27 protein-coding genes and 3 tRNA genes are annotated in these 22,110 nt (G+C 62.6%); 16 read left to right on the top strand and 14 right to left on the bottom strand.

The window, feature by feature from the left end:
- On the bottom strand, nucleotides 1–641 hold a 641-nt coding region (locus tag FJ417_RS29475), incomplete at its 3' end, for a GTP-binding protein (protein ID WP_140785871.1).
- A gap of 228 nt (nucleotides 642–869) precedes the next feature.
- On the opposite strand from FJ417_RS29475, the gene FJ417_RS29480 reads away from it, so the two are divergent.
- The gene (locus tag FJ417_RS29480; RefSeq protein WP_140785872.1) at nucleotides 870–1,757 is read left to right on the top strand and encodes a DMT family transporter; all 888 of its coding nucleotides are present in this window, start codon (nucleotides 870–872) and stop codon (nucleotides 1,755–1,757) included.
- Nucleotides 1,758–1,832: 75 nt separating this feature from the next.
- On the opposite strand, the gene FJ417_RS29485 is transcribed toward FJ417_RS29480, so the two are convergent.
- The gene (locus FJ417_RS29485; protein ID WP_027170387.1) at nucleotides 1,833–2,090 is read right to left on the bottom strand and encodes a GlsB/YeaQ/YmgE family stress response membrane protein; all 258 of its coding nucleotides are present in this window, start codon (nucleotides 2,088–2,090) and stop codon (nucleotides 1,833–1,835) included.
- Between the two features lie 130 nt (nucleotides 2,091–2,220).
- Here FJ417_RS29485 and FJ417_RS29490 point away from each other — a divergent pair, with 130 nt between their 5' ends.
- The gene (locus FJ417_RS29490; RefSeq protein ID WP_140785873.1) at nucleotides 2,221–2,670 is read left to right on the top strand and encodes a YidB family protein; all 450 of its coding nucleotides are present in this window, start codon (nucleotides 2,221–2,223) and stop codon (nucleotides 2,668–2,670) included.
- A 74-nt stretch (nucleotides 2,671–2,744) separates the two neighbouring features.
- On the opposite strand, the gene FJ417_RS29495 is transcribed toward FJ417_RS29490, so the two are convergent.
- A tRNA-Gly gene (locus FJ417_RS29495) sits at nucleotides 2,745–2,818 on the bottom strand.
- Between the two features lie 87 nt (nucleotides 2,819–2,905).
- Nucleotides 2,906–2,990: transfer RNA gene (locus FJ417_RS29500), tRNA-Tyr, on the bottom strand.
- Between the two features lie 199 nt (nucleotides 2,991–3,189).
- Here FJ417_RS29500 and FJ417_RS29505 point away from each other — a divergent pair.
- Nucleotides 3,190–4,047 carry an RNA methyltransferase gene (locus tag FJ417_RS29505; RefSeq protein ID WP_140785874.1) on the top strand — a complete coding sequence of 286 codons (858 nt, stop codon included), beginning with the start codon at nucleotides 3,190–3,192 and terminating at the stop codon, nucleotides 4,045–4,047.
- A gap of 117 nt (nucleotides 4,048–4,164) precedes the next feature.
- On the opposite strand, the gene FJ417_RS29510 is transcribed toward FJ417_RS29505, so the two are convergent.
- From FJ417_RS29510 to gcl, 3 genes are read right to left on the bottom strand one after another with little or no spacing between them, the layout of a single operon-like run.
- Complete coding sequence (locus FJ417_RS29510; protein WP_281405934.1) at nucleotides 4,165–5,154, bottom strand: 2-hydroxy-3-oxopropionate reductase; 990 nt, start codon at nucleotides 5,152–5,154, stop codon at nucleotides 4,165–4,167.
- Between the two features lie 33 nt (nucleotides 5,155–5,187).
- A complete protein-coding gene (gene otnI / locus FJ417_RS29515) occupies nucleotides 5,188–5,985 on the bottom strand; it encodes a 2-oxo-tetronate isomerase (protein ID WP_140785876.1) in 798 nt (265 codons plus the stop codon).
- A 26-nt stretch (nucleotides 5,986–6,011) separates the two neighbouring features.
- Nucleotides 6,012–7,793, bottom strand: coding sequence for a glyoxylate carboligase (gcl, locus tag FJ417_RS29520; protein ID WP_140785877.1), 1,782 nt, complete (start codon nucleotides 7,791–7,793; stop codon nucleotides 6,012–6,014).
- Between the two features lie 203 nt (nucleotides 7,794–7,996).
- Between gcl and bhcR the strand changes: the two genes are divergently transcribed.
- Nucleotides 7,997–8,818, top strand: coding sequence for an HTH-type transcriptional regulator BhcR (gene bhcR, locus FJ417_RS29525; protein WP_140785878.1), 822 nt, complete (start codon nucleotides 7,997–7,999; stop codon nucleotides 8,816–8,818).
- On the opposite strand, the gene FJ417_RS29530 is transcribed toward bhcR, so the two are convergent.
- Nucleotides 8,819–9,178 (bottom strand): hypothetical protein, encoded by a 360-nt coding sequence (locus FJ417_RS29530; protein ID WP_140657601.1) that lies wholly within the window; start codon nucleotides 9,176–9,178, stop codon nucleotides 8,819–8,821.
- A 200-nt stretch (nucleotides 9,179–9,378) separates the two neighbouring features.
- Here FJ417_RS29530 and FJ417_RS29535 point away from each other — a divergent pair, with 200 nt between their 5' ends.
- Entirely contained in the window at nucleotides 9,379–9,750 is a 372-nt protein-coding gene (locus FJ417_RS29535; protein WP_246687587.1) for a hypothetical protein, read from the top strand.
- A gap of 100 nt (nucleotides 9,751–9,850) precedes the next feature.
- On the opposite strand, the gene FJ417_RS29540 is transcribed toward FJ417_RS29535, so the two are convergent.
- From FJ417_RS29540 to FJ417_RS29555, 3 genes are all read right to left on the bottom strand, one after another.
- The gene (locus FJ417_RS29540) at nucleotides 9,851–10,159 is read right to left on the bottom strand and encodes a BA14K family protein (protein WP_140785880.1); all 309 of its coding nucleotides are present in this window, start codon (nucleotides 10,157–10,159) and stop codon (nucleotides 9,851–9,853) included.
- A gap of 203 nt (nucleotides 10,160–10,362) precedes the next feature.
- Nucleotides 10,363–10,569: a hypothetical protein gene (locus FJ417_RS29550; protein ID WP_140785882.1), complete on the bottom strand. Its 207-nt coding sequence runs from the start codon at nucleotides 10,567–10,569 to the stop codon at nucleotides 10,363–10,365.
- 168 nt (nucleotides 10,570–10,737) lie between these two features.
- Nucleotides 10,738–10,905, bottom strand: coding sequence for a hypothetical protein (locus FJ417_RS29555; RefSeq protein WP_095767587.1), 168 nt, complete (start codon nucleotides 10,903–10,905; stop codon nucleotides 10,738–10,740).
- 150 nt (nucleotides 10,906–11,055) lie between these two features.
- Here FJ417_RS29555 and FJ417_RS29560 point away from each other — a divergent pair.
- The 4 genes from FJ417_RS29560 (at nucleotide 11,056) to FJ417_RS29575 (ending at nucleotide 12,729) form a co-directional block, all read left to right on the top strand.
- Nucleotides 11,056–11,131: transfer RNA gene (locus FJ417_RS29560), tRNA-Thr, on the top strand.
- 331 nt (nucleotides 11,132–11,462) lie between these two features.
- On the top strand, nucleotides 11,463–12,164 hold the full coding sequence (locus FJ417_RS29565) for a Crp/Fnr family transcriptional regulator (RefSeq protein ID WP_140785883.1): 702 nt from the start codon (nucleotides 11,463–11,465) through the stop codon (nucleotides 12,162–12,164).
- A gap of 83 nt (nucleotides 12,165–12,247) precedes the next feature.
- Nucleotides 12,248–12,493, top strand: coding sequence for a hypothetical protein (locus FJ417_RS29570; RefSeq protein ID WP_140657593.1), 246 nt, complete (start codon nucleotides 12,248–12,250; stop codon nucleotides 12,491–12,493).
- An 8-nt stretch (nucleotides 12,494–12,501) separates the two neighbouring features.
- On the top strand, nucleotides 12,502–12,729 hold the full coding sequence (locus FJ417_RS29575; RefSeq protein WP_140707641.1) for a hypothetical protein: 228 nt from the start codon (nucleotides 12,502–12,504) through the stop codon (nucleotides 12,727–12,729).
- Between the two features lie 276 nt (nucleotides 12,730–13,005).
- Here FJ417_RS29575 and FJ417_RS29585 read toward each other — a convergent pair whose 3' ends face one another.
- A complete protein-coding gene (locus FJ417_RS29585) occupies nucleotides 13,006–13,620 on the bottom strand; it encodes a TetR/AcrR family transcriptional regulator (protein ID WP_140785884.1) in 615 nt (204 codons plus the stop codon).
- A gap of 93 nt (nucleotides 13,621–13,713) precedes the next feature.
- Between FJ417_RS29585 and FJ417_RS29590 the strand changes: the two genes are divergently transcribed.
- From FJ417_RS29590 to FJ417_RS29610, 5 genes are read left to right on the top strand one after another with little or no spacing between them, the layout of a single operon-like run.
- Nucleotides 13,714–14,796, top strand: a complete 1,083-nt coding sequence (locus FJ417_RS29590) for a spermidine/putrescine ABC transporter substrate-binding protein (protein WP_140785885.1) — start codon at nucleotides 13,714–13,716, stop codon at nucleotides 14,794–14,796.
- A gap of 8 nt (nucleotides 14,797–14,804) precedes the next feature.
- Nucleotides 14,805–15,650: an ABC transporter permease gene (locus tag FJ417_RS29595; protein ID WP_140785886.1), complete on the top strand. Its 846-nt coding sequence runs from the start codon at nucleotides 14,805–14,807 to the stop codon at nucleotides 15,648–15,650.
- Between the two features lie 2 nt (nucleotides 15,651–15,652).
- Nucleotides 15,653–16,435 carry an ABC transporter permease gene (locus FJ417_RS29600; protein ID WP_140785887.1) on the top strand — a complete coding sequence of 261 codons (783 nt, stop codon included), beginning with the start codon at nucleotides 15,653–15,655 and terminating at the stop codon, nucleotides 16,433–16,435.
- On the top strand, nucleotides 16,432–17,496 hold the full coding sequence (locus FJ417_RS29605) for an ABC transporter ATP-binding protein (protein WP_140785888.1): 1,065 nt from the start codon (nucleotides 16,432–16,434) through the stop codon (nucleotides 17,494–17,496). Before FJ417_RS29600 ends, FJ417_RS29605 begins: the two co-directional genes overlap by 4 nt.
- Nucleotides 17,497–17,499: 3 nt before the next feature.
- On the top strand, nucleotides 17,500–18,258 hold the full coding sequence (locus FJ417_RS29610; RefSeq protein WP_140785889.1) for an MBL fold metallo-hydrolase: 759 nt from the start codon (nucleotides 17,500–17,502) through the stop codon (nucleotides 18,256–18,258).
- 19 nt (nucleotides 18,259–18,277) lie between these two features.
- Here the strand turns inward: FJ417_RS29610 and FJ417_RS29615 are convergent, their stop codons facing one another.
- Complete coding sequence (locus tag FJ417_RS29615; RefSeq protein ID WP_224532355.1) at nucleotides 18,278–18,442, bottom strand: hypothetical protein; 165 nt, start codon at nucleotides 18,440–18,442, stop codon at nucleotides 18,278–18,280.
- Between the two features lie 245 nt (nucleotides 18,443–18,687).
- On the opposite strand from FJ417_RS29615, the gene FJ417_RS29620 reads away from it, so the two are divergent.
- Nucleotides 18,688–19,461 (top strand): NAD kinase, encoded by a 774-nt coding sequence (locus FJ417_RS29620; protein ID WP_140646950.1) that lies wholly within the window; start codon nucleotides 18,688–18,690, stop codon nucleotides 19,459–19,461.
- 190 nt (nucleotides 19,462–19,651) lie between these two features.
- Nucleotides 19,652–21,205, top strand: a complete 1,554-nt coding sequence (locus tag FJ417_RS29625) for a DEAD/DEAH box helicase (RefSeq protein WP_181181703.1) — start codon at nucleotides 19,652–19,654, stop codon at nucleotides 21,203–21,205.
- A 94-nt stretch (nucleotides 21,206–21,299) separates the two neighbouring features.
- On the opposite strand, the gene FJ417_RS29630 is transcribed toward FJ417_RS29625, so the two are convergent.
- On the bottom strand, nucleotides 21,300–21,908 hold the full coding sequence (locus tag FJ417_RS29630; protein WP_140657581.1) for a hypothetical protein: 609 nt from the start codon (nucleotides 21,906–21,908) through the stop codon (nucleotides 21,300–21,302).
- Between the last annotated feature and the right edge of the window lie 202 nt (nucleotides 21,909–22,110).

Consider the following 22,110-nt stretch of genomic DNA (forward strand, 5'->3'; position numbering starts at 1 on the left):
TCCTCGATCGGCATCAGGAACGGCTTGTCCAGCGGACGAACCGGCGTCGGGATGTAGGCGTCGACCTGAGCCATCAGTTCGCGGATGGCGTCCTCGCCGATGGTCTTGTTGGAGTCTTCCAACGCAGCCAGCGCCGAGCCCTTGACGATCGGAATGTCGTCGCCGGGGAACTCGTTCTTCGACAGAAGCTCGCGAACCTCGAGCTCGACCAATTCCAGAAGCTCGGCGTCGTCGACCTGGTCGACCTTGTTCAGGAACACCACGATCGAGGGAACGCCGACCTGGCGGGCAAGCAGGATGTGCTCGCGGGTCTGCGGCATCGGGCCGTCGGCCGCCGACACGACCAGGATCGCGCCGTCCATCTGCGCCGCACCGGTGATCATGTTCTTCACATAGTCGGCGTGGCCGGGGCAGTCGACATGGGCATAGTGACGGTTGGCCGTCTCATACTCGACATGCGCCGTCGAAATCGTGATGCCGCGCGCCTTCTCTTCCGGCGCCGCGTCGATCTGGTCATAGCGCTTGTATTCGCCAAAATACTTCGTGATCGCCGCCGTCAGCGACGTCTTGCCATGATCGACGTGGCCGATCGTGCCAATGTTCACATGCGGCTTGGTGCGCTCGAATTTACCTTTTGCCATAGTCTCTTTCCTTGGACGGCCTTGACCTTCAGTTCAGTCGAATGCGGGGCGATTAGCGACAACGGCCGAAAAACACAAGTGCCTTGTGGCTGAGCGGATTCCCGCTCGACCCGAACCAACGGTCGATTTCAGTGGGATATGGCGCGGATATAGGGGCGCCGCGCGTAAAATCAAAGGCTCCGGGCTGGCCCATTGCCGCCGCCGCGCCGCTCTGATCTTGTTCGCCGGATGCAGTTCATTCCATCCAATATCCGCGGTCCGCTGTTCATGACCGTCTCGACGGGGTCCTACCTCGTCAACGACACGATGATGAAGCTCGCGACCGCCGGACTGCCGCCCTATGAAGTGCTCCTTCTGCGCGGCGCGGCCGCCACGCTGTGGGGCGTGCCGCTGCTTCTGATGCTTGGCTACGCAAGGCAGATCCCGCTGCTCTTCGAGCGCAAAGTGCTGCGCCGCAACCTGTTCGAGCTTCTGGCGATCCTCTGCTATGTCGTCGCCTTGGCCAACATGCAGATCGCGGATTCCACCGCGCTCGGGCAGGTCACGCCGCTCATCGTGCTGGTCGGCTCCTCGATGCTGTTCGGCGAAAAGATCGGCGCCACGCGCATGGCGCTGATCGGCCTTGGCTTTGTCGGAGCGCTCATGGTGGCGCAGCCGACCATGCAAGGCATTTCGGTCTATGCGCTGCTCGCGCTCGGCAACGCCGCCTTCGCGGCGGTGCGCGACCTTGCCGGGCGCAAGGTGGGCGCCGAGGTGCCGGGCATGATCGTCGCCATCTCGGCTGTCGTGGTGGTGCTGGTCGGCTCAGGCGCGGCGCATCTCGTCTCCGAGCAATGGGTGATGCCGGAAGGACATCATCTTCTCCTGATCGCCGGCGCCGGCCTGTTCTTGATCTTCGGCCATTTCTTCATCTTCATGGCCTACCGGGTCGGGCCGACAAGCGCGGTCGCACCCTTCTATTACTGCTTTACCGTCTGGGCGGTTATTTCGGGACTGCTGGTGTTCGGCCAGTTTCCCAACGCGCTCGCCGTCTGCGGCATCCTGCTGGTGATGGCCAGCGGCCTCGCCATCGTCTCGCTCGACGAACGAAGGCGCCGACTGGCGATGGTCGCCTGACGACACGAGTCCAACCAAGGTCGACCCGGAATGGGTCGACCTTCAGCAGCCGATCAAATGCGGCTTTGCTTGCCTCTACAGCGTGCGCTTGCCGGAAATCTGGTGATAGGCCCACAGCACGACGACCGAGCCGATGACGGCCACGATCAGGCTCCAGATGTTGAGGCCGGTGACGCCCGACGCGCCGAACGCGCTGAAGATAACGCCGCCGACAATGGCGCCGACGATGCCGAGCACGATATCCATGATCATGCCCTGACCGGTCTTGTTGACGATCTTGCTGCCGATGAAGCCGGCAACGATGCCCAGAATGATCCAGCTGATAATGCCCATAATTTCCCTCCAAATTTCCCCGCCGCGCCATCATGGTCATATGATTGTCAAAAGCTCAAGACAGCTTGAAATTCCGTCCGTTTGCGCCATTGTGGGGCCGGGCGGACTTGGCTGGACAAGGAGATCCACTATGGGCCTTTTCGACAACGCCGTTCCGGGCGGCAATATCACCAAACCCCTGATGATCGCGCTCGGCGCGCTTTTGGTCGGCAAGATGCTGAGCGGCAGAAGCGAAGAGGCGGCCACGCCGCAAGCGCCGGCGCCCGCGGGAACCGACGCGTCCGCCGATGGCGGCCTGCTCGGCGGTCTCGGCGGCCTGCTCGACAAGCTGAAGAATGCCGGCCATGGCAACGTCGCCGACTCGTGGGTCGGCACCGGCCAGAACCAGTCGATCAACCCGGGCGATCTCGGCTCGGCGCTCGGCCCGGCGGTGATCCGCGAAATCGCGCAGCGCACCGGTATGAACGAGCAGGAACTGCTGCAGCAGCTCTCAACGGCGCTGCCCGGCATCGTCGACAAGCTGACGCCGAACGGCCAGGTGCCGCAGAACCATCAGGTCGCCTCGGCCTTCAACAGCTAAACGGCTGGATGAGATGGAAACGCTGCGTGCCACGGCGCGCGGCGTTTTCTTTTGGGGCATGCGAGGAGGAAATCTGGAGCGGGTAGCGGGAATCGAACCCGCATATTCAGCTTGGAAGGCTGCTGCTCTACCACTGAGCTATACCCGCGCCCTGCACTGAGGTACCGGATTCACCCGAAAAGCGCCATGCACTTTCGGTCCGAGACTTTTCGTTTCAGGGCTTCCGGGCCGGCAGTGGTGGAGAGGGTTGGATTCGAACCAACGTAGGCTAAGCCAACGGATTTACAGTCCGTCCCCTTTAACCACTCGGGCACCTCTCCAGTCTGCCGCCGGAGCCATGCAACGAGGCATTTTCGCCGATCCGAAGCCCGAGTAAGATCTTCTCCGAAATCAGCGAAGCGCCTTATGGCGGCAAGGCCGGTGGGTGTCAACCGGCGTGGCGAGGGTTTTTCGAGGATGTCCGGCATTCATGTCTTCAGCCCATATCCTTAGCCGGACGGGACGGCTATAGAAGCCGCCATGAGCGACGATAAAAGCAACAAGCCCGGCACGCGCAAGGACACCCACTACGCCAAGCTGAGGCGCGCGCACCGCGACCAGAAAGCGGGCGGGCCGCCGGCATTCCGGCCGCGCCAGCCGATGCAGCCGGGCGACGCGCCCGCCGACGGACTGGTGCGGCTTTACGGCCTGCACACGGTGCGGGCCGCGCTCGACAATCCGCGCCGCAGGATCAGCAAGATGCTGGTGACCCGCAACGCAGCCGAGCGGCTTTCGATCGACGACCTTGCCGCCCTGCCCTTCAAGGCCGAACTGGTCGAACCGAAGGACATCGACAAGATTACCGGTTCGGACGCCGTGCACCAAGGCGTGCTGATCGAGGCGGAGCCGCTCAAGGCCAAGCGCCTCGACGCCCTCGGCGACACAAAGCTGGTGCTGGTGCTGGACCAGGTGACGGACCCGCACAATGTCGGCGCTATCCTGCGCTCCGCCGTCGCCTTCGGCGCCGGCGCGCTGATCACAACCGCCCGCCACAGCCCGCAGGAATCCGGCGTGCTGGCCAAATCCGCCTCCGGCGCGCTGGAGCATATCGACCAGATCGAGGTGAAGAACCTCGCCGATGCGCTGGGTCAATTGCACGAGGCCGGCTTCCAGACCATCGGACTCGATTCCGAGGGGCCGGCAGAGCTCGAGAAGACCTTCGACGGCGAGAAAATCGCGTTGGTGCTGGGCGCCGAAGGCAAGGGCCTGCGCCAGAAGACCCGCGAGACGGTCGCCGCGCTCGCTCGCCTCGACATGCCGGGCGCCATCCACTCGCTCAACGTATCGAACGCGGCGGCGGTGAGCCTCTACGCGGCGAACGCATTCCTGAGGCGCTGAACCCGGATCGGTCCTTGGGCATCGAAGCGAAAACGGGTCCCAGCGACGACGCAGGAACCCGTTCTCTGACAGGAAAAGAGCAGGCGACGTGGGAACGTTGAGCCGCCCGCTCCTGACCTAAGCCGCCTTGCCCTTGGCTTGCGTTGCTTCCGCGCCAACCTCATGCGCCGCCATCCGCTCCAGCGCCCTGACCAGCGCCGAGTGATCTTCGCTGGACCCGCCATTGGCGGCGCAGGAATTGAACAGCTGCTGTGTCGTTGAAGTGTTGGGCAGCGACACGCCCAGCGCCTTGGCGCCTTCCAACGCCAGATTGAGATCCTTCTGGTGCAGTTCGATGCGGAAGCCGGGCGCGAAGGTGCGCTTGATCATGCGCTCGCCATGCACTTCGAGGATGCGCGAAGCGGCGAGCCCGCCCATCAGCGCCTGCCTGACCTTGGCCGGATCGGCGCCAGCTTTGGAGGCGAAGACAAGAGCCTCGCCGACGGCTTCGATGGTGAGCGCCACGACGATCTGGTTGGCGACCTTGGTGGTCTGGCCGACACCGTTCGGGCCGACCAGCGTGATGTTCTTGCCCATCCTCTCGAAGATCGGCCTGGCGCGTTCGAATGACTTTTCCTCGCCGCCGACCATGATGGTCAGCGACGCCGCCTTGGCGCCGACCTCGCCGCCAGATACCGGCGCGTCGAGGTAATCGCAGCCGAGTTCATTGATCTTTTTCGCGAATTCCTTGGTCGCGATCGGCGAGATCGAGCTCATATCGATGACGAGCTTGCCCTTCGACAGACCGGAGGCAACGCTGTTCTCGCCAAACAGCACGTCGGCGACCTGCGGGGTGTCAGGCACCATGGTAACGATGATTTCGGCGGCCTTGGCCAGCGCATTGTGGCCGGAAACGGTCTTCAGGCCCTTGGCCAAGAGACCGGCCGGCGGCTTGGAGCGGTGATCGCTGGCGATGACCCTGTAGCCGGCGTCGAGAAGATGTCCCGCCATCGGCGCGCCCATGATGCCGAGACCGATGAAACCGATGGTTTCCATGAAAGTTCTCCGTCGTGTTTGTCGAGGTCGCGTTGCTTCGCGCCCCTCTCTGTCCTGCCGGACATCCCCCACGAGGGGGGAGATTGGCAGCTTCGGCGCCGGCTCTTAAGCCGCGGCGCTTCCCTGCCCGGCGAATTCGCGGAACCAGCCGAGCCCGGATTCCGTGCCGGCCTTCGGCTTGTACTCGGCGCCGATCCAGCCGGAATAGCCGAGGCGGTCGATGTGGTCGTAGAGGAAAGGATAGTTGATCTCGCCCGTCCCCGGCTCATGACGGCCGGGATTGTCCGCAAGCTGGATATGCGCGATGCGGCCGAGGTTCGCCTCGATGGTACGGGCGAGATCCCCCTCCATGATCTGCATGTGATAGATGTCGTATTGCAGGAAGATATTCTTCGACCCGATGCGGTCGATCAGCGCCAGCGCCTGATCGCTGAAGTTGAGGAAGAAGCCCGGTATGTCGCGGGTGTTGATCGGCTCGATCAGCAGCCTGATCCCGGCCTGCTCCAGCTTCTCGGCCGCGAAGGCGAGATTGTCGGCAAAGACATTCTCCAACACCGTGCGGTCAGCCCCCTGCGGCGCGATGCCGGCCAGGCAGTTGATCTGCTCGCAGCCCAGCGCATGGGCGTAGCTGATCGCCTTGGCGACGCCCTGGCGGAATTCCGGCACGCGGTCCGGCAGCACGGCAATGCCGCGCTCGCCCTTCGCCCAGTCGCCGGCCGGCAGGTTGAAGAGAACCTGGCTGAGGCCGTTCTTCTTCAGGCGAGCCGCGACGACGTCCGGCGCATGATCATAGGGGCCAATGTATTCGACGCCCTTGAAGCCGGCGCGGGCCGCGGCGTCGAAACGGTCGAGGAACTCATGCTCGCCGAAGAGCATCGAAAGATTGGCTGAAAAACGCGGCATGCTTTTTCTCCTTCGCCCGCCTGAACTCAATCCAACATCATGATGGCCGTCGGCGCATCCTCGTTGCGTTCGGCAAGTTCCTCGAACTCGGTGATCTTGTCGATTTCCGTGCCCATGGAAATGTTGGTGACGCGCTCGAGGATGAATTCGAGGACGACCGGAACCTGGTGCTCCTTCATCAACCGCTGCGCTTCCTTGAAGGCGGCGGAGAATTCCGCGGGCTTCTTCACGCGGACCGCCTTGCAGCCCATCGCTTCGGCGACCGCGACATGGTCGACGCCGTAGCCCGCCTCCGGATCGCCTGCACGGTTGACGTTCTCGAAGGCGAGGCTCACCTCGTAGTCCATCGAAAAACCCCGCTGCGCCTGGCGGATCAGGCCGAGATAGGCGTTGTTCACGACGACATGGATGTAGGGCAGCTTGTGCTGCGCGCCGACGGCCAGTTCCTCGATCATGAACTGGAAGTCGTAATCGCCGGAGAGCGCGACGATGTCGCGGTCCGGATCGGCGGCGCGCACGCCGAGCGCCGCCGGCAGCGTCCAGCCGAGCGGGCCGGCCTGGCCGCAATTGATCCAGTTGCGCGGCTTGTAGACGTGCAGGAACTGCGCGCCGGCGATCTGCGACAGGCCGATCGTTGTGACATAAGTGGTGTCGCGGGCGAACGCCTTGTTCATTTCCTCATAGACGCGCTGCGGCTTCAGCGGCACCTGCTCGAAATGCGTCTTGCGCTTCATGGTCTTCTTGCGCTGCTGGCACTCCTTGGCCCAGCCCGACCAGTCGCGCAGCTTGCCGGCGGTGCGCCATTCGGTGGCGACGTCGAGCAGGATCTTGAGTGCTGCGCCAGCATCGGAGACGACGCCGAGATCCGGCGCGAAGACGCGGCCTATCTGGGTGGGCTCGATGTCGACATGGATGAATTTCTTGCCCTTGGTGTAGACGTCGACCGAGCCGGTGTGGCGGTTGGCCCAGCGGTTGCCGATGCCGAAGACGAAGTCGGACGCCAGCATCGTCGCGTTGCCGTAGCGGTGCGAGGTCTGCAGGCCGCACATGCCGGCCATCAGCCGATGGTCGTCGGGGATCGCGCCCCAGCCCATCAGCGTCGGGATGACCGGCACGCCGGTCACTTCGGCGAACTCGATCAAAAGATCGGAAGCGTCGGCGTTGATGATGCCGCCGCCGGCGACGATCAGCGGCTTTTCCGCTTCGTTGAGCATCGAAAGCGCCTTTTCGGCCTGGGCGCGCGTCATCGCCGGCTTGAACGGAGCGAGCGGCTCATAGGCGTCGATGTCAAATTCGATTTCGGCAAGCTGCACGTCGACCGGCAGGTCGACCAGCACCGGCCCCGGCCGCGAGGAGCGCATCAGGTGGAACGCCTTCTGCAGCGCCATCGGCACCAGATAGGGCTCCATGACGGTGACCGCCCATTTGGCGACGGGTGCGGCGATCGAAGCGATGTCGACGGCCTGGAAATCCTCCTTGTTGAGACGGGCGCGCGGCGCCTGGCCGGTGATGCAGAGGATCGGGATCGAATCCGCCGAGGCCGAATAGAGACCGGTGATCATGTCGGTGCCGGCAGGACCGGAGGTGCCGATGCACAGCCCGATATTGCCGGCCTTGGCGCGCGTATATCCTTCGGCCATATGCGAAGCGCCCTCGACATGGCGGGCGAGCACGTGGCGTATGGTGTCGCGCGCCTTCAGTGCCGAATAGAGCGGGTTGATCGCCGCGCCGGGCACGCCGAAGGCATTGGTGATGCCTTCCTTTTCGAGAACGAGGACCGCTGCGTCGACAGCACGCATCCTGGCCATGACAAACCTCCATTTCGTTGGTTGGCTTGACAATGCCAGCGCGCCTTTGATTTTTCAATTTTTTCAGAATATTTTTTCATTTCTAGAAACCCCCCCTTGTTGACTGATTTTATTTTGTTTTTCGTTTTCCAGAAAATCCACCGCGATGATCACTGAAAAACTTTTTCATTGCATCCGACGTCAAATCGGCGAGAATGCCGGGCATGGAAACGACGGAAAAACGCCAGCGCGGCCGGCCGCGCGCCTTCAACCGCCCCTCCGAAGCGGCGTCGGTGCAGTCGCTCGACCGGGCGCTGCGGATCCTCGCGATCGTCGCCGAGGCCAGCGGGCTGTCGCTCAGCGAAATCGCGGCGCAAAGCGGCATTGCCGCCTCCACCGCCTATCGCATGCTGACGACGCTGGAAAACCACGGCATGGTCGAGTTCGATACGACCGACCAGCTCTGGTCGGTCGGCGTTGAGACCTACCGCATGGGCGCGGCCTTCCTGCGCCGGCGCAAGCTCGTCGACCGCGCCCGCATCGTCATGCAGGAACTCATGGAAAAGACCGGCGAAACGGCCAATCTCGGCGTCGCCGAGGACGATTGCGTCGTCTTCGTCAGCCAGGTCGAGACGCACCAGGCGATCCGCGCCTTCTTCCGGCCGGGCACGCGCAGCCCCTTCCATGCTTCCGGAATCGGCAAGGCGGTGCTGGCGCATCTCGAGCCGGAACGGGTCGCGGCCATCCTGCGCAAGGCGGGCCTGCAGCGCTATACCGACAAGACGCTGTCCGACATCTCGGCGCTGGCCCACGACCTCGCGACCATCAAGCATCGCGGCTGGTCGGTCGACGACGAGGAACGCCATCCTGGCATGCGCTGCGTGGCCGCCGCCATCTTCAACGAATATGGCGAGCCGATCGGCGGCGTTTCGGTGTCCGGGCCAACGGTGCGGGTCACGCCCGAGCGGCTGGCCGAGATCGGTCCGCTGGTGCGCGACGCCGCAGTCGAAGTGACGAAGATGATCGGCGGCGGTAAAGCGTTCTGACTAGGAAGCGCCCGGCAAAGCGCTCTTGGCCGATATGTCGAAGAAATCGAGCAGGATGGCCAAGCCGACGCCACAGGCCGCCAAGATGAGGCCGGCGATGAATATGCGACTGGCGCGGTCATGAATGCTTCGCTGCAGGGATTTGATGTCGAGCAGAATGGCCAGCGCCCGGATCTGCAGCGCAATGCCGACCAGGATCGGCAGGACGGCAATCAGATGGTAGGTCTGCCATGGGATCGGGTTGGCCGCCCAATGGGTGATGAAGCCTAGCGAGAACGCCAGCAGAATGCCGACGATGGTGATGGTGCCGTTGCGGAAAACCGGTTCGACCCGTTCTTCTCTGGGATCCTGATTGTCCAAGCCACCCTCCCCTCGATTGGCGTCAAAGCCAGACTAGACGCTTGCAAAATCGCTGTACATCGGTGGTTGCTGCGCAGGAGCCGGCCGGTCACTGCCGGGCCGGACGCAGGGCTGTCTTGCCGCGGCGTTTGAATGCATGCGAAAGGGCATGGATGCGGAAAACAGCTTATCTCCTATCCGCCGCCTCGCTTTGCGGATGCGTGGCGACGACACCGCCGCCGACAGCACCCGTCGGCGGCCCCAGCGGCAAACCACAGGTCGATCCTATTCCGATTTCACTAGCCCTGGAGGAGATCATCACCGCCGGCGTCCGCCAGCACCTGAAAAACCCTCTCGCCGCAAAGTTCGGAACGATGCTTGCCGGAGAGCGCACGCTGAACGGCCGCGACGAGACCGTTGTGTGCGGCTATGTCGACGACAAGGGTTCTCCCGGCGGCAGCGAAGCGTTCATCGGCAAGATTTATCCCGATGCCGGAAACAGTTTTGAACTCGTCGCGATAAACGACGCTTCAGTCAGCGGCGCCTGCCGCATGGCGGGATTGGCGTTGCCCGAGCAGAAACCCAATTCCTAAGAACGCTGTTCGCCTCAAACCAATCGGGCGGATGCGTAGTGCTCGAACGCAAGAAAAGGGGCGCGTACAGCCCCTTGTCCTGTCGTTGATTTGGCTCCCCTTAGAGCCTGCAATAACGCGGGCCGTCGTAGCTCATATAGGTGTCGGAGCGCTCGTCGTAGCTGGCGTAGCGGGCGTAGCAGCGGCGGACGTGGATCGAGTCGTAGCCGTCGTCTTCGACATAGACCGCACGGGGCTGCTGGGCGAGCAGGCTGCCGAGCACGAAACCGCCGACGCCGGCGGCGATGCCGATGCCGAGCTCGCGGCGGTGATGATGGTCGTGGGCGGCCGAAGGCTGGACGGTGCCGACGAGCGAGCCGGCGGCGACGGAGGTGGCGATGAGGCCGGAAACGATGGTGCGCTTGAACATGACGATCTCCTGGGTTTCGGTGGAGAGGCGAACCATCCGCCTCTTGATCATGGGTCGCAGCAAGCCGAAAAAAGGTTCGAAGATTTTTCGAGATTTTTTCGCCGACGATTTTCGCGGCCTTTCTCCCGCCTCCGACTGCCGATCGCCCGAAATGCAAAAAAGGGCGGCCCGAGGCCGCCCTTCGAAGACAAATGGTCTTCTCGTCAAAGGAAGATGATCACCTTGCCGTGGTGGTGGTGATGATGATTGTGGTGCCACCACCACCAGGGCTTGCCGTGATGATTGTGGTGATGATGGTTATGGTGGTGATGATGATTGCCATGGGCCGAGGACGTTTCGACCGTGGCGGCGAGCGCGCCGGTGGCAACGAAAACGGCGACGAGGCCGGACATGAAGGTACGCTTCAACATGATGATCTCCTGGAACCTTGATCGAGGCGACCATTCGCCTCTCGGGAGATCAGTCGTGGCGAAGCGGCAAAAGGTTCGAAGGATCGAGTGAGTAGTCAGTAGTCGGTAGGAGCCTGCAGGGCTGGCGACAAATACTCACTACTCACTATCGACTACTGACTACTCACTCTATCCCATCCCCGTGACATGCCTCAGCCAGAAGGCCAGCACGATAAAGCCGACGAAGGTGGCGACGCCGGTCCAGTCGATATTGGCCTTCTTCAGATCGCTGACGACCTTCACCAGCAGAAGCCAGGTCACGACGATAAGCGGCAGGATGATGACGAATCTGATCATGCGGCACCCCGTTCGATGCGATTGCACCTGAGCAAGATGTAGGAAGCGGCGTGCTGCTTTTCAGCATGCCGGCTTAGCGCCGGCTCCATTAGCCAGCCGAAACGGAGTTTTGTCTTTACTGGCGCACGAAATATGCTACCGGAGCGCCATGCCCTTGTAGCTCAGCTGGTAGAGCAGCGGTTTTGTAAACCGAAGGTCGCGGGTTCGATCCCTGCCGGGGGCACCAGAAAGTCAGTCTTCCCCGCAAATCTAAACGCGGCACTTGAGCTGGCGGGCTCGTTCAATCGCCTAACACTTTGCAAAGCCGCTATCTTTTTCAACGCCGGGGGTTAAGGGGTATACGCAGGGGTAACGTGCCGCCCTAGCCAAGCTTGTGACACTCGCGCAAATCATCAAGCGAAACGATGCGAAATCCGGCATGCAAAGTTTGGCATGCAAGCGAGCGTCGTTGCTAATCGGCCGTCCGAAGCCTATGCTTTCGATATCGGTCGCCAGGCACGTACGGATGCAGCCGACAGTGAGAGGAAAGTGCTCTTGCCCGCAACGGGAGAAGAGCCATGCCTCAATCCACTTTTCGCAACCACGTACTGAAATCCCTCGCCCGTGACGATTTCGCCCTCTTGCAACCGTCGATGCATCACGTCGAACTGGGCATCAGAGAACAGCTAGAGGTCGCCTATCAGCCGATAGAGCAGGTGTATTTTCCCGAGACGGGGATCGCTTCGGTAGTCGCTGCCATGACTGGAGGGCGCCAAAGCGAAGTCGGCATCATCGGCCACGATGGTATGACGGGTGTTACGGTCATTCTCGGCCAGGAGAGCTCTCCCAACGAGACCTATATTCAGATCGCTGGCCAGGGCTGGTGCCTGCCGGTTGAAAATCTTCGCGCAGCCCTCGCAAAAAGCCCGACCCTTGGCCGATCGTTGCTTCGCTATGCCAACGCCTTCCTCATCCAGGCCTCCCGGACCGCGCTGGTCAACGGCCACTCGAAGATCGAGGAGCGACTGGCTCGGTGGCTGCTCATGGTCCACGATCGCTCTTCAGGAAGCAAGATTTACCTGACGCACGAATTTCTGGCGACCATGCTTGGCGCCCGGCGCCCAGGGGTCACAACGGCCCTGCAAATGCTTGAATATCGGGGGCTGGTCCAAGCCAGACGCGGCGAGATCACGATCGTCGATCGCAGCGGACTGATTAAGCTCACACACGGTGCCTATGGCGAGGAAGAGCAACGCCATTTCGACGTTGTCTCCGGCTGATTGTCCGGAAGCGTACATATGCTTGATGGCCGCTGAAAATAGGGCGTAAATCACGTTGGTTTGGGTTCAGGGAGGAACTCGCAATGACCAACGCTTTTCACAGCGTCACGGTTGAAAAGGCGACCGAGGCCTATGTCCTTTCCAGGGGTCGAGCCCGGTTCCTTTCCATCTCACAAGCAATCCGCGCCATCCGGACACTTATGCCTGCCTGCAGAACCAGCGACCACGAGTTGGAGGGTATGTTGGCGGCGGCCTGCATCGTTCATGGCATTCCCGTGGCCTTCGACGCAACGATGGCCGAGGGCGAGGAAATGCGGCTCCATTCGTAGGGTCGGAGATGCTCACGATCGCCCAGACAGCCATTTCGTCGGACGTTCGGCAGGCGATTGTCCGTTACCTGATCGATAAGGTCGACGACACGAGCATTTCGATCGCCGACTCTGTCCATGCCGTGAGAGAGATGTTCCCACTCTGCGAGCTGACGGATTGGCAACTTGGCGATCACATCGCACGAGCCGCGATCGACGCAGGATTTGCGGTTGAATTCGACGCCGAGGTTCCCTGAATGAAGACAATGGCGGGCGCATATCTGGATCACCTTTTGGAGTGCCCCTTTTGCGGGACGATCCGCCTCCAGATCCCGGCCGACGCCCAGCCTTCAACGCCAATCAGATGCGCTGATTGCGGGCAATATCTCGGCACATGGGACGATTTGCAGACCGATTTTGAGTCCCAGGGAGGCAATGACGGAATATTCCGTCTCGACAAGGGGCGCATCCTGAAACTCGATTAGCGCCCGCTCATCAAGCGAACCTTGCATGCCGGGACCTTTCCTGAGGGCTCACATCCCAATCGCCGACACCAAAATCCGGTTCTGCCTTCGCACCGCCGCGCGCAGCTCCGGTATCCTCGCTTCGTCGCGCTTGACGAACTCGATGAACATCATGTTCATGTTGTTGAAGATCAGCTCTCCCACCGCCGCCCCGTCGATGTCCGGCCGCACGAGGCCGATCTCCTGCAGCCGCGCCATCAGGGTGCTTATTTGCTCGGTTAGCGCGCGGTCGAGCGCCGTGTAGGCCTGGCCGAAGGGGCTGTCGGGCAATTGGGTCGAGATCGCCATCGCCTGACGCCACATCTCCTTGCTCAGATAATTCAGCGAGTGCTCGATATAGATGCCGATCAGCGTGTCCAGCGCGTCGCCAACATTGGCCGGGGGGCTGGCGACCACCCCTCGCCCGGCATTCAGCACCTCGTTGACTTCCATCGACACGATGGCGCCGAGGATGTCGCCCTTGTTCTGGTAGTAGTTGTAGATGGTGCCGATCGAGACCTCGGCCTGTGCTGCGATCGCCTCGATCTTGGCGCCTTCATAGCCGGCCTCGCGGAAAAGCTCCGTCGCCGCATCGATGATGCGGCGGTGCCGGTCCGCCTTCTGCCGTTCGCGCAATCCGCTCATACCAGCCTCTCTGCCACAAATCATAATTGACTCAATTTTAGAATTGGTTCAACTTTTCTTCCAACAAGCCAGCAAAGGCAGGGAGAACACTCGATGACCGTCAATGTCCGGAATCCGCTTTCCATTCTGAAATCTCATCTTTCAGCCGCCTGCGCGACAGCCGCATTGCTGCTCGCGGCCGGCAGCGCCCAGGCCGCCGACCTCAATGCGCTGATCTGGTGCGACCATTCCGATCCGGCGCTGCTGCAGCCCTTCGAGGAGGCCAACAACGTCAAGGTCAACCTCAAGGAGTTCGAGGGCACCGGTGCAGGTCTCGCAATCGTCGAGCAGTCGCAGCCTGGCGACTGGGACGTGATGGTGATCGATTCTATCGACGTGCCGCGCGGTGTCGAAAAGGGCCTGTTCGAGCCGCTGCCTGAGGACAAATTGCCCTTCGCCGACCTCTTCCCGGAAGTGAAGATGGACAAGTCCACCGTCGTCGACGGCAAGCGCTACGGCATCACCGAAAAGTTCGGCTACAACACGATCGGCTTCAACAAGACCAAGGTCGATCCGGCCGACATGCAGTCGCTGGCCTCGCTCACCAGCGACAAATACAAGGGCAAGGTCGCGATCTACGACTATTACCTGCCGGTGATCGGCATGGCCGCTTTGGCCATCGGCAAGAAGACCGCCGACCTCACCGAAGCCGACCTGCCGGCGCTCAAGGCCGAGCTTCTTAAGATGAAGGCCAATGCCAAGCTCGTCGGCGAAGTCACCGCCAGCCAGACCGCCCTTGCAACCGGCGAGGTCGACATCCTGGTCGGCGGCGGCGAATGGGTGACGGCCGGCCTTGCCAAGGAGAACCCGGCGCTCGACTTCTCTATCCCGAAAGAAGGCGCTGTGCTGTGGTCGCAGTCGCTCGCCATGTTCAAGGATTCCAAGAACAAGGACATGGCGCTGAAATTCATCCAGTACATCATGAGTCCGGAGGGCCAGGCGCGGCTTGCGACCTCCTCCTGCTACTGGGGCATGCCGTCGAACAAGAAGGCGGCGCTGAGTGACGAGCAGAAGAAGATCCTTCGCTTCGACGAGCAGCCCGGCTTCCTCGCCCGCGCCCAGGCCTATCCGGCGCCGAACGCCGATCTCGACAAGAAGATGCAGGACATGTGGACCGAGATGCTGCAGGCGCAGTAAATCGGCCGATGGCATCCGCGGGAAACAATTCGCGTGCCCTGCCCTGGGCGCTGGTCACGCCGGCGCTGGCATGGACGTGTGCATTCTTCGTGCTGCCCTTCATCGCCATGGGGTTTTCCAGCCTCACGGCGCATGAAGGCGGCGGCTTCACTTTGGCCAACTACAGCCAGTTCTTCACCGACCCGTCCTACTGGCGGGCGATGGTCAACTCGCTGGAGGTCACGGCAACCGTCACCGTGATCTCGATCCTGCTCGCCTATCCCTTTGCCTGGATCCTTGCCGAGATGGTGCCGGAACGGTGGCAGCGGCTGGCGCTGATGCTGGCCGTGCTGCCATTCTGGACCTCCTATGTCGTGCGCTCCTATTCCTGGCTGCTGGTGCTGGCGCAGAACGGCGTCATCAACCGGGCGCTGACCGGCATCGGCCTGATCGGCGAACCGCTGCAGCTCGCCAACACGCGCTTCGCCACTGTCACCGGCTTCGTGCATTTCTTCGTCATGCTTCTGACGCTGACGATCTTCGCCAATCTCAAGCAGCTCAGCCCGAGTTACCGCAAGGCTGCCGCCGATCTCGGCGCGGGGCCGGTGCGCACCTTCCTGCATGTCGTGCTGCCGCTCACCTTGCCGGGCATCATGGTCGGCGCCTTCCTGACTTTCGTGCTCTGCATCGGCGACTACATCACGCCGCAGATACTCGGCGGCAACAACGAGCTGGTCGTGCCGCAGCTCGTCATGATGCAGATCGGCCGCCGCGGCGATTTTCCGCTGGCCTCGGCGCTGTCGATCATCCTCATGGCTGTGGTGACCATCGCCTATCTTGCCTGCGCACGCTGGCTGAAGATCGAGCGGGCCTGACCATGCGCGCCGCCGTCCGCCTCGCCGCCTGTACCTACGCCATCGCCGTCTACGGCTTCATCTTCCTGCCGGTGGTCGTGCTGGTGCTGTTCTCGCTGCAGGCGACCTCTTTCCCGATCCCGCCCTTCACCGGCCCGTCGCTGCGCTGGTATCAGGCGGTGCTCTCAGACGCGCGGCTCACCTCGGCGCTCCTCAATTCGCTGCTCGTGGCGGTGCTCTCCTCGCTTGCCTCAGTCATGCTCGGCTTCCTCTCGGCCTGGGGGTTCGCCCGCTTCGTGCTGCCGGGCTCGGCCATCCTGCGCGGCCTGATCACGCTGCCGCTCACTGTGAGCTATCTCATCATCGGCATGGGTCTGCTGGTGCTGTTCAATTGGGCCGGCGTGCCGAAATCGCTGCTTGCGGCCGGCATCGGCCATGTGGTGATCAATCTGCCGCTCTGCTTCGCCATCATCTACAGCCAGATGGGCGATCACCAGATCAACATCGAGCGCGCCGCGCGCGACCTCGGCGCCGCCGAGTGGAAGGTGCTGCTCATGATCACCGTGCCGGTGATGGCGCCGGCGATCTTTGCCGGCTTCTTCCTGTCGATGACCTTCTCCTGGGATGAGTTCGTCATCTCCTTCCTGCTCACCCGCTTCGAGACGACGCTGCCCGTGGAGATCTGGAACCTGCTGCGTTCCGGCCTCAATCCCAAGACCAATGCCGTCGGCTCGCTGGTCTTTGCCGTCTCCATCGTGATGGTGGTGCTTTTCGAGCTGACACTGTTGCGGAGAAAGCCGGCATGAGCGCGCCCTTGGTCGACATCCGCAATGTCTCGCACCGCTTCGGCCAGCTATCGGTGCTGAAGAATGTCTCGCTGGCGATCGAGCCCGGCAGCTACACGATCCTGCTCGGACCGTCCGGTTCCGGCAAGACGACGCTGCTTTCGATCCTTGGCGGCTTCGTCACGCCCAGCGAGGGTAAGGTGTTCATCCGCGGCACGGATTGCACCGCTCTGCCGCCGGCTAAGCGTCCGACGACCACCGTGTTCCAGGACTACGCGCTGTTTCCGCATATGAGCGTCGGCGGTAATGTCGGCTTCGGGCTGCGCATGCAGGGCGTCGACGGGGCGACGCGGGCGGCCAAGGCGCGCGAGGCGCTCGCCCTTGTGGGGCTGGCGGCCGCCTTCGACAAGAAGCCGCATCAGCTCTCCGGCGGCCAGCGCCAGCGCGTGGCACTCGCCCGCGCGCTGGTCATCGTGCCGGCGGTGCTTCTGCTCGACGAACCGCTCGGCGCGCTGGACCTGAAACTGCGCCGGCAGATGCAGGACGAGTTGAAGGCGATCCAGAAGCGCGTCGGCACCGCCTTCATCCATGTCACGCACGATCAGGAGGAAGCGATGGCGCTGGCCGACCATTGCGTGGTGATGAATGACGGCCGCATCGAGGACGAAGGATCGCCCGAGCGGGTCTATGCGCGGCCGGCGACGCGCTTTTCCGCCACCTTCATGGGCGAGAGCACGATCCTTGCCGGCAGCGTGACCGAGGCGAGGAACGGGATCGTCACGGCCATGACGGCGGTCGGGTCGATTTCACTGCGCGGTGTATCGCCTGCCGGCGCCACGGTCGCGCTTGCCATCCGACCCGAGCACCTGGTCCTGGGCGAAGCGAAAGGCAATGTCGCGCTAGGTATGGCCAAGGTCGGCGATGTCGTCTTCCAGGGCAGTTTCAAGCGCGTGCTGGCCGCCTCGACGCTGGATCCTGCACTGCAATTTATCGCGAAGGCGCCCGCTTCCGCTGCCATTCAGGCAGGCGACACGATCCCGGTTTCATGCAACGTTCAAGACATCATCCTGCTGGCGGACTGATCCATGAGCACGCTTCCGGTCATCGAGGCTCCGGACTGGTACGAAACCATCCGCGTGGGCGACGACATCACGCTCATCCATGAGCCGTGGATAAAACCATTCTTCCGCTGCAACATCTGGCATGCGCGCGGGCGCGACCGCGACCTGTTGTTCGACACCGGCCTAGGCCATTTCAGCCTGAAACACCATGTGCCGCTGGTGAGCGAGCACAAGCTTACCTGCGTCGCCAGCCACACGCATTTCGACCATATCGGCTGCCATCACGAATTCCCGGACCGCTGCGTGCACTCCGCCGAAGCGGCAATCCTCGCCGATCCACGCAACGAATGGACGGTGGCGGACCGCTACGCCAATGAGGAGATGTTCGACGGTGCGCCTGAAGGCTGGGATACGGCGCGCTACCGCATCCTGCCCGCGCCGGCGGGCCGGCTGCTCGAGCATGGCGACGTCATCGATCTCGGCGACCGCGCCTTCGAGGTCATCCACACGCCTGGACACTCGCCCGGCGGGATCGCGCTTTATGAGAAAAAGACCGGCATCCTGCTGTCGGGCGACATCGTTTATGACGGGCCGCTGATCGACGACGTCTATCACTCCGACATCGGCGACTATGTGGAGACGCTGCTTGCCATGCGCGAGCTCGACGTCTCGGTCGTGCATGGCGGCCATTTCCCAAGCTTCGGCAAGGTGCGCTACCGGCAACTCATCGATGAGTATGTCGCGGGCAAGCGCAAGGCCGGGTGCCACTTGCAGAGCGGCTGAGCGATGAGGGAAGCGAAGCCTACAGCGCCCTTTGCGGGCACAGTGTTCCCGTGGCGTCGCCGCAGCGGGAAGCTGTCGGCTGCGGCCGCTGGCTCATCTCTTCGGAATGACGCACCAGCTCGGCGAACATCAGCGCGAAACTTCCCATCATCAGGAAGACTATGATCAGACGCGTTACCGGCAATAGACAGGTCTCTCGACTGGCTAGCCCCCGCCAACCCATCCACTGTCGGCTAACATGATCGATCCGGCTTTACGAGTGTTTAAGCTTCGCCTTAACCATTGCGGCCATCACATTCGTGTCGCGGCTGTCACGAAGCGCGATTGTCGGATGTGCCCGTCGGCCGGCGCAGCGCCCTTCACAGATGTGGGCGCCGCATGCTACGCCGTCGCCGGCGCGGCCCCGCAGACGGTCGCCCTCCGGGAGCCATGAGCAAAGCCGCCAGCCGTTTCGCCTTCGTTTCTTCCGACACCGACGACGCCCGCGCGGCGCTGGAAAGCCTGTCCGCGCGCTATGGGCAGGTGCCTGTCGCGGAGGCCGAGATCATCATTGCGCTCGGCGGCGACGGCTTTCTCCTGCAGACGTTGCGCGACACGATGAGCACGGGCAAGAAGGTCTACGGCATGAACCGTGGCACCATTGGCTTCCTGATGAACGAATATCGCGCCGGCGGCCTCGAGGAACGCATCGCCGCCGCGGTCGCCGAGACGATCCGGCCGCTCGAAATGGTCGCGGTGACGCATGACGGCGAAACCGTTTCGGCGCCGGCCATCAACGAGGTGGCGCTTTGGCGCCAGTCCTACCAGACGGCGAAGATCCGCATCACCGTCGATGGCCAGGTGCGGCTGGAGGAGCTCAACTGCGACGGCGTGATGATCGCGACGCCCGCCGGCTCCACCGCCTACAATCTGTCGGCGCATGGGCCGATCCTGCCGCTCGATGCGCCGCTTCTGGCGCTGACGCCAGTGAGTCCTTTCCGACCGCGCCGCTGGCGTGGGGCGCTGCTGTCCAACAAGGCGACCATACGCTTCGACATCCTGGAAGCCGAAAAGCGCCCAGTGAATGCCGCGGCCGATCATACCGAGGTCAAGGCGGTGGCCTCCATCACCGTGCGGGAATCGCCGACGGCGACGGCAACTTTGCTGTTCGATCCGAACCATTCATGGAACGAACGCATCCTTGCCGAGCAGTTCCGCTACTGAGCCGGCGCAACGATACTGTTTCGATCAAGCGTCGCGATTAAGGTTACGTCTTCACAATCGCTGTATTTCGGTCCGTTTCTGTTGACAAATCGAGGACTTGCGCCTAACTGCAACACCGATCTTGCAGGCGCGCGGCGCCTGCCGCGGCTACTGTGTCGCGATTTTCCCAACCAACAAAGACAACAAACACTTGTCCTCAGACACCACGATCGCTCAAGAAGCGTTGACATTCTCAGACCTCGGCCTGTCGCCGAAGGTGCTCTCCGCAGTCACCGATGCCGGCTACACCAAGCCGACGCCGATCCAGGCCGGCGCCATCCCGCATGCGCTGCTCGGCAAGGACGTGCTGGGTATCGCCCAAACCGGCACCGGCAAGACCGCTTCCTTCGTGCTGCCGATGCTGACGCGCCTGGAAAAGGGCCGGGCGCGAGCCCGCATGCCGCGCACGCTGATCCTCGAACCGACCCGTGAGCTGGCCGCGCAGGTCGAGGAAAACTTCATCAAATACGGCAAGAACCACAAGCTCAACATCGCGCTTCTGATCGGCGGCGTCTCATTCGACGAGCAGGACAAGAAGCTCGAGCGCGGCGCCGACGTGCTGATAGCTACGCCCGGCCGCCTGCTCGACCACCGTGAGCGCGGCAAGCTCCTTCTCAACGGCGTCGAGATTCTCGTCATCGACGAGGCCGACCGGATGCTCGACATGGGCTTCATTCCCGACATCGAGCGCATCTGCGAGATGATCCCGTTCACGCGCCAGACGCTGTTCTTCTCGGCGACGATGCCGCCGGAGATCACCAAGCTCACCGAGAAATTCCTGCATGCGCCGGTCCGCGTCGAGGTTTCCAAGGCGGCCTCCACCGCAACCAGCATCACGCAGCGGCTGGTGAAATCCGGCGCGAAGCCATGGGACAAGCGCGAGACCCTGCGCAACCTGATCAAGGCCGAAGACGCGGAACTGAAGAACGCGATCATCTTCTGCAACCGCAAGATCGAAGTATCGGAGCTGTTCCGCTCGCTGCTGAAGCATGATTTCGATGCCGGCGCGCTGCATGGCGACATGGACCAGCGCGCCCGCATGCAGATGCTCGCCAATTTCCGCGACGGCAAGCTGCGCTACCTCGTAGCCTCGGACGTCGCCGCGCGCGGTCTCGACATTCCCGACGTCAGCCACGTCTTCAACTACGATGTGCCGATCCATGCCGAGGACTATGTCCACCGCATCGGCCGCACCGGCCGCGCCGGCCGCGCCGGCAAGTCCTTCACCATCGCCACCCGCTCCGACACCAAATATGTCGACGCGATCGAGAGGCTGATCGGCACCAAGATCGAGTGGCATGACGGCGACCTGTCGACCGTGACCGAGAGCGAGGGCGAGGAGCAGCCGCGCCGCGGCCGCGGCGCCCCGCGTCGCGCCGGCCGCAAGGACGAGGACCGCAAGGACGATCGCAAAGAACGCGGCGAGCGCAAGAAGGACCGTCACGCCAAGCGCGACGAGACGCCCGATACCGCGCGCGAGGAACAGCCCGTCGCCGAAGTGGCCGATATCGCCGAACGCCGCGCCCGCAAGGACGCGATCCGTTCCGAGAACGAGCGCAAGGGCCCGGGCAACCGTCACGAGCAGCGCGGCGACGCCCGCCCGCAGCGCGACCGCCCCGGCCGCCACCGTCAGGAAGAAGACGACGCAACCGTCGGCTTCGGCGACGACGTGCCGGCCTTCATGCGGATCGTCGCGAAGGTCTGAAGTCGATCCCAGCATAGCCTGGAATGAAAGCGGCCCCAAACGGGGCCGCTTTCTTTTTCTGCTTCGCCCGAAGCAAGCCGGCCAAAGGCGATGCCTACATCGGTCCCGGCATCATCTTGGTCGGCTTCTCAAGCATCGGGAACTCGGCCTTGCTGCATTTCACGTTCGGGTTCGTTGGACTGAACATGCCGTTCGGATTGTCCCTGAACAGCCATGCATGCAGGTCGTAGTGGACGAACTCCCTCGGAATGAGCGGATAGTGGCCTTCCATCGGCCCCATGAATTTTTGGCCGAACAATGTCGGGGCCGCCTTGGTGTCCGGTGTCAGCGGCACCAGCCATTCCACGCCGACCAGCTTCAAGCCCTTCTTCGTCGGCTCGTAGATCAGGACGTTGGGCTTCATCGGGTCGAGCGGCTTGCCGACGCTCGGGACGTTGACGAAATGGATGCCCATCGCGCCCTTCGGATAGTACATCGCGCCATCTATCTTCTCGCCGCTATAGTGGACGCAGCCGACGGTCGACAAATAGAGGTCGCGGACAGCGGTCGTGTAATCTTCATACTTGGCCAGCGATTTCTTCAAGGCTTCGATGTCGGCCTTGTTGGCGTCCTCGGCGCGGGCCGTCGCGACCCCGAACGATGTGCCGATAAGATACGCCAAAGCGAGGACGCCGCAGCGCCCCAAGCGAGCTGTTCTTGTCATGCATTCCTCCCAGATTCCTTGATCTGGCCGTGCAAGACCGGGGCGGCAGGTGTTGATTGCGCGGCCAATTGACCACCCCATCCCTCTGGAACAGCAGGATGGTAGTCCTTTCACGGGTTCCGGAAAAGTATCAATTAGAAAAAGCTAATGCCATAAGACCTCCGATCCCATCTTTGGACCATTTCAAACAAAAACGGCCCCG

It is taken from the genome of Mesorhizobium sp. B3-1-7 (genome assembly GCF_006439385.1).
In the GTDB taxonomy this organism is placed as follows: Bacteria; Pseudomonadota; Alphaproteobacteria; order Rhizobiales; family Rhizobiaceae; genus Mesorhizobium.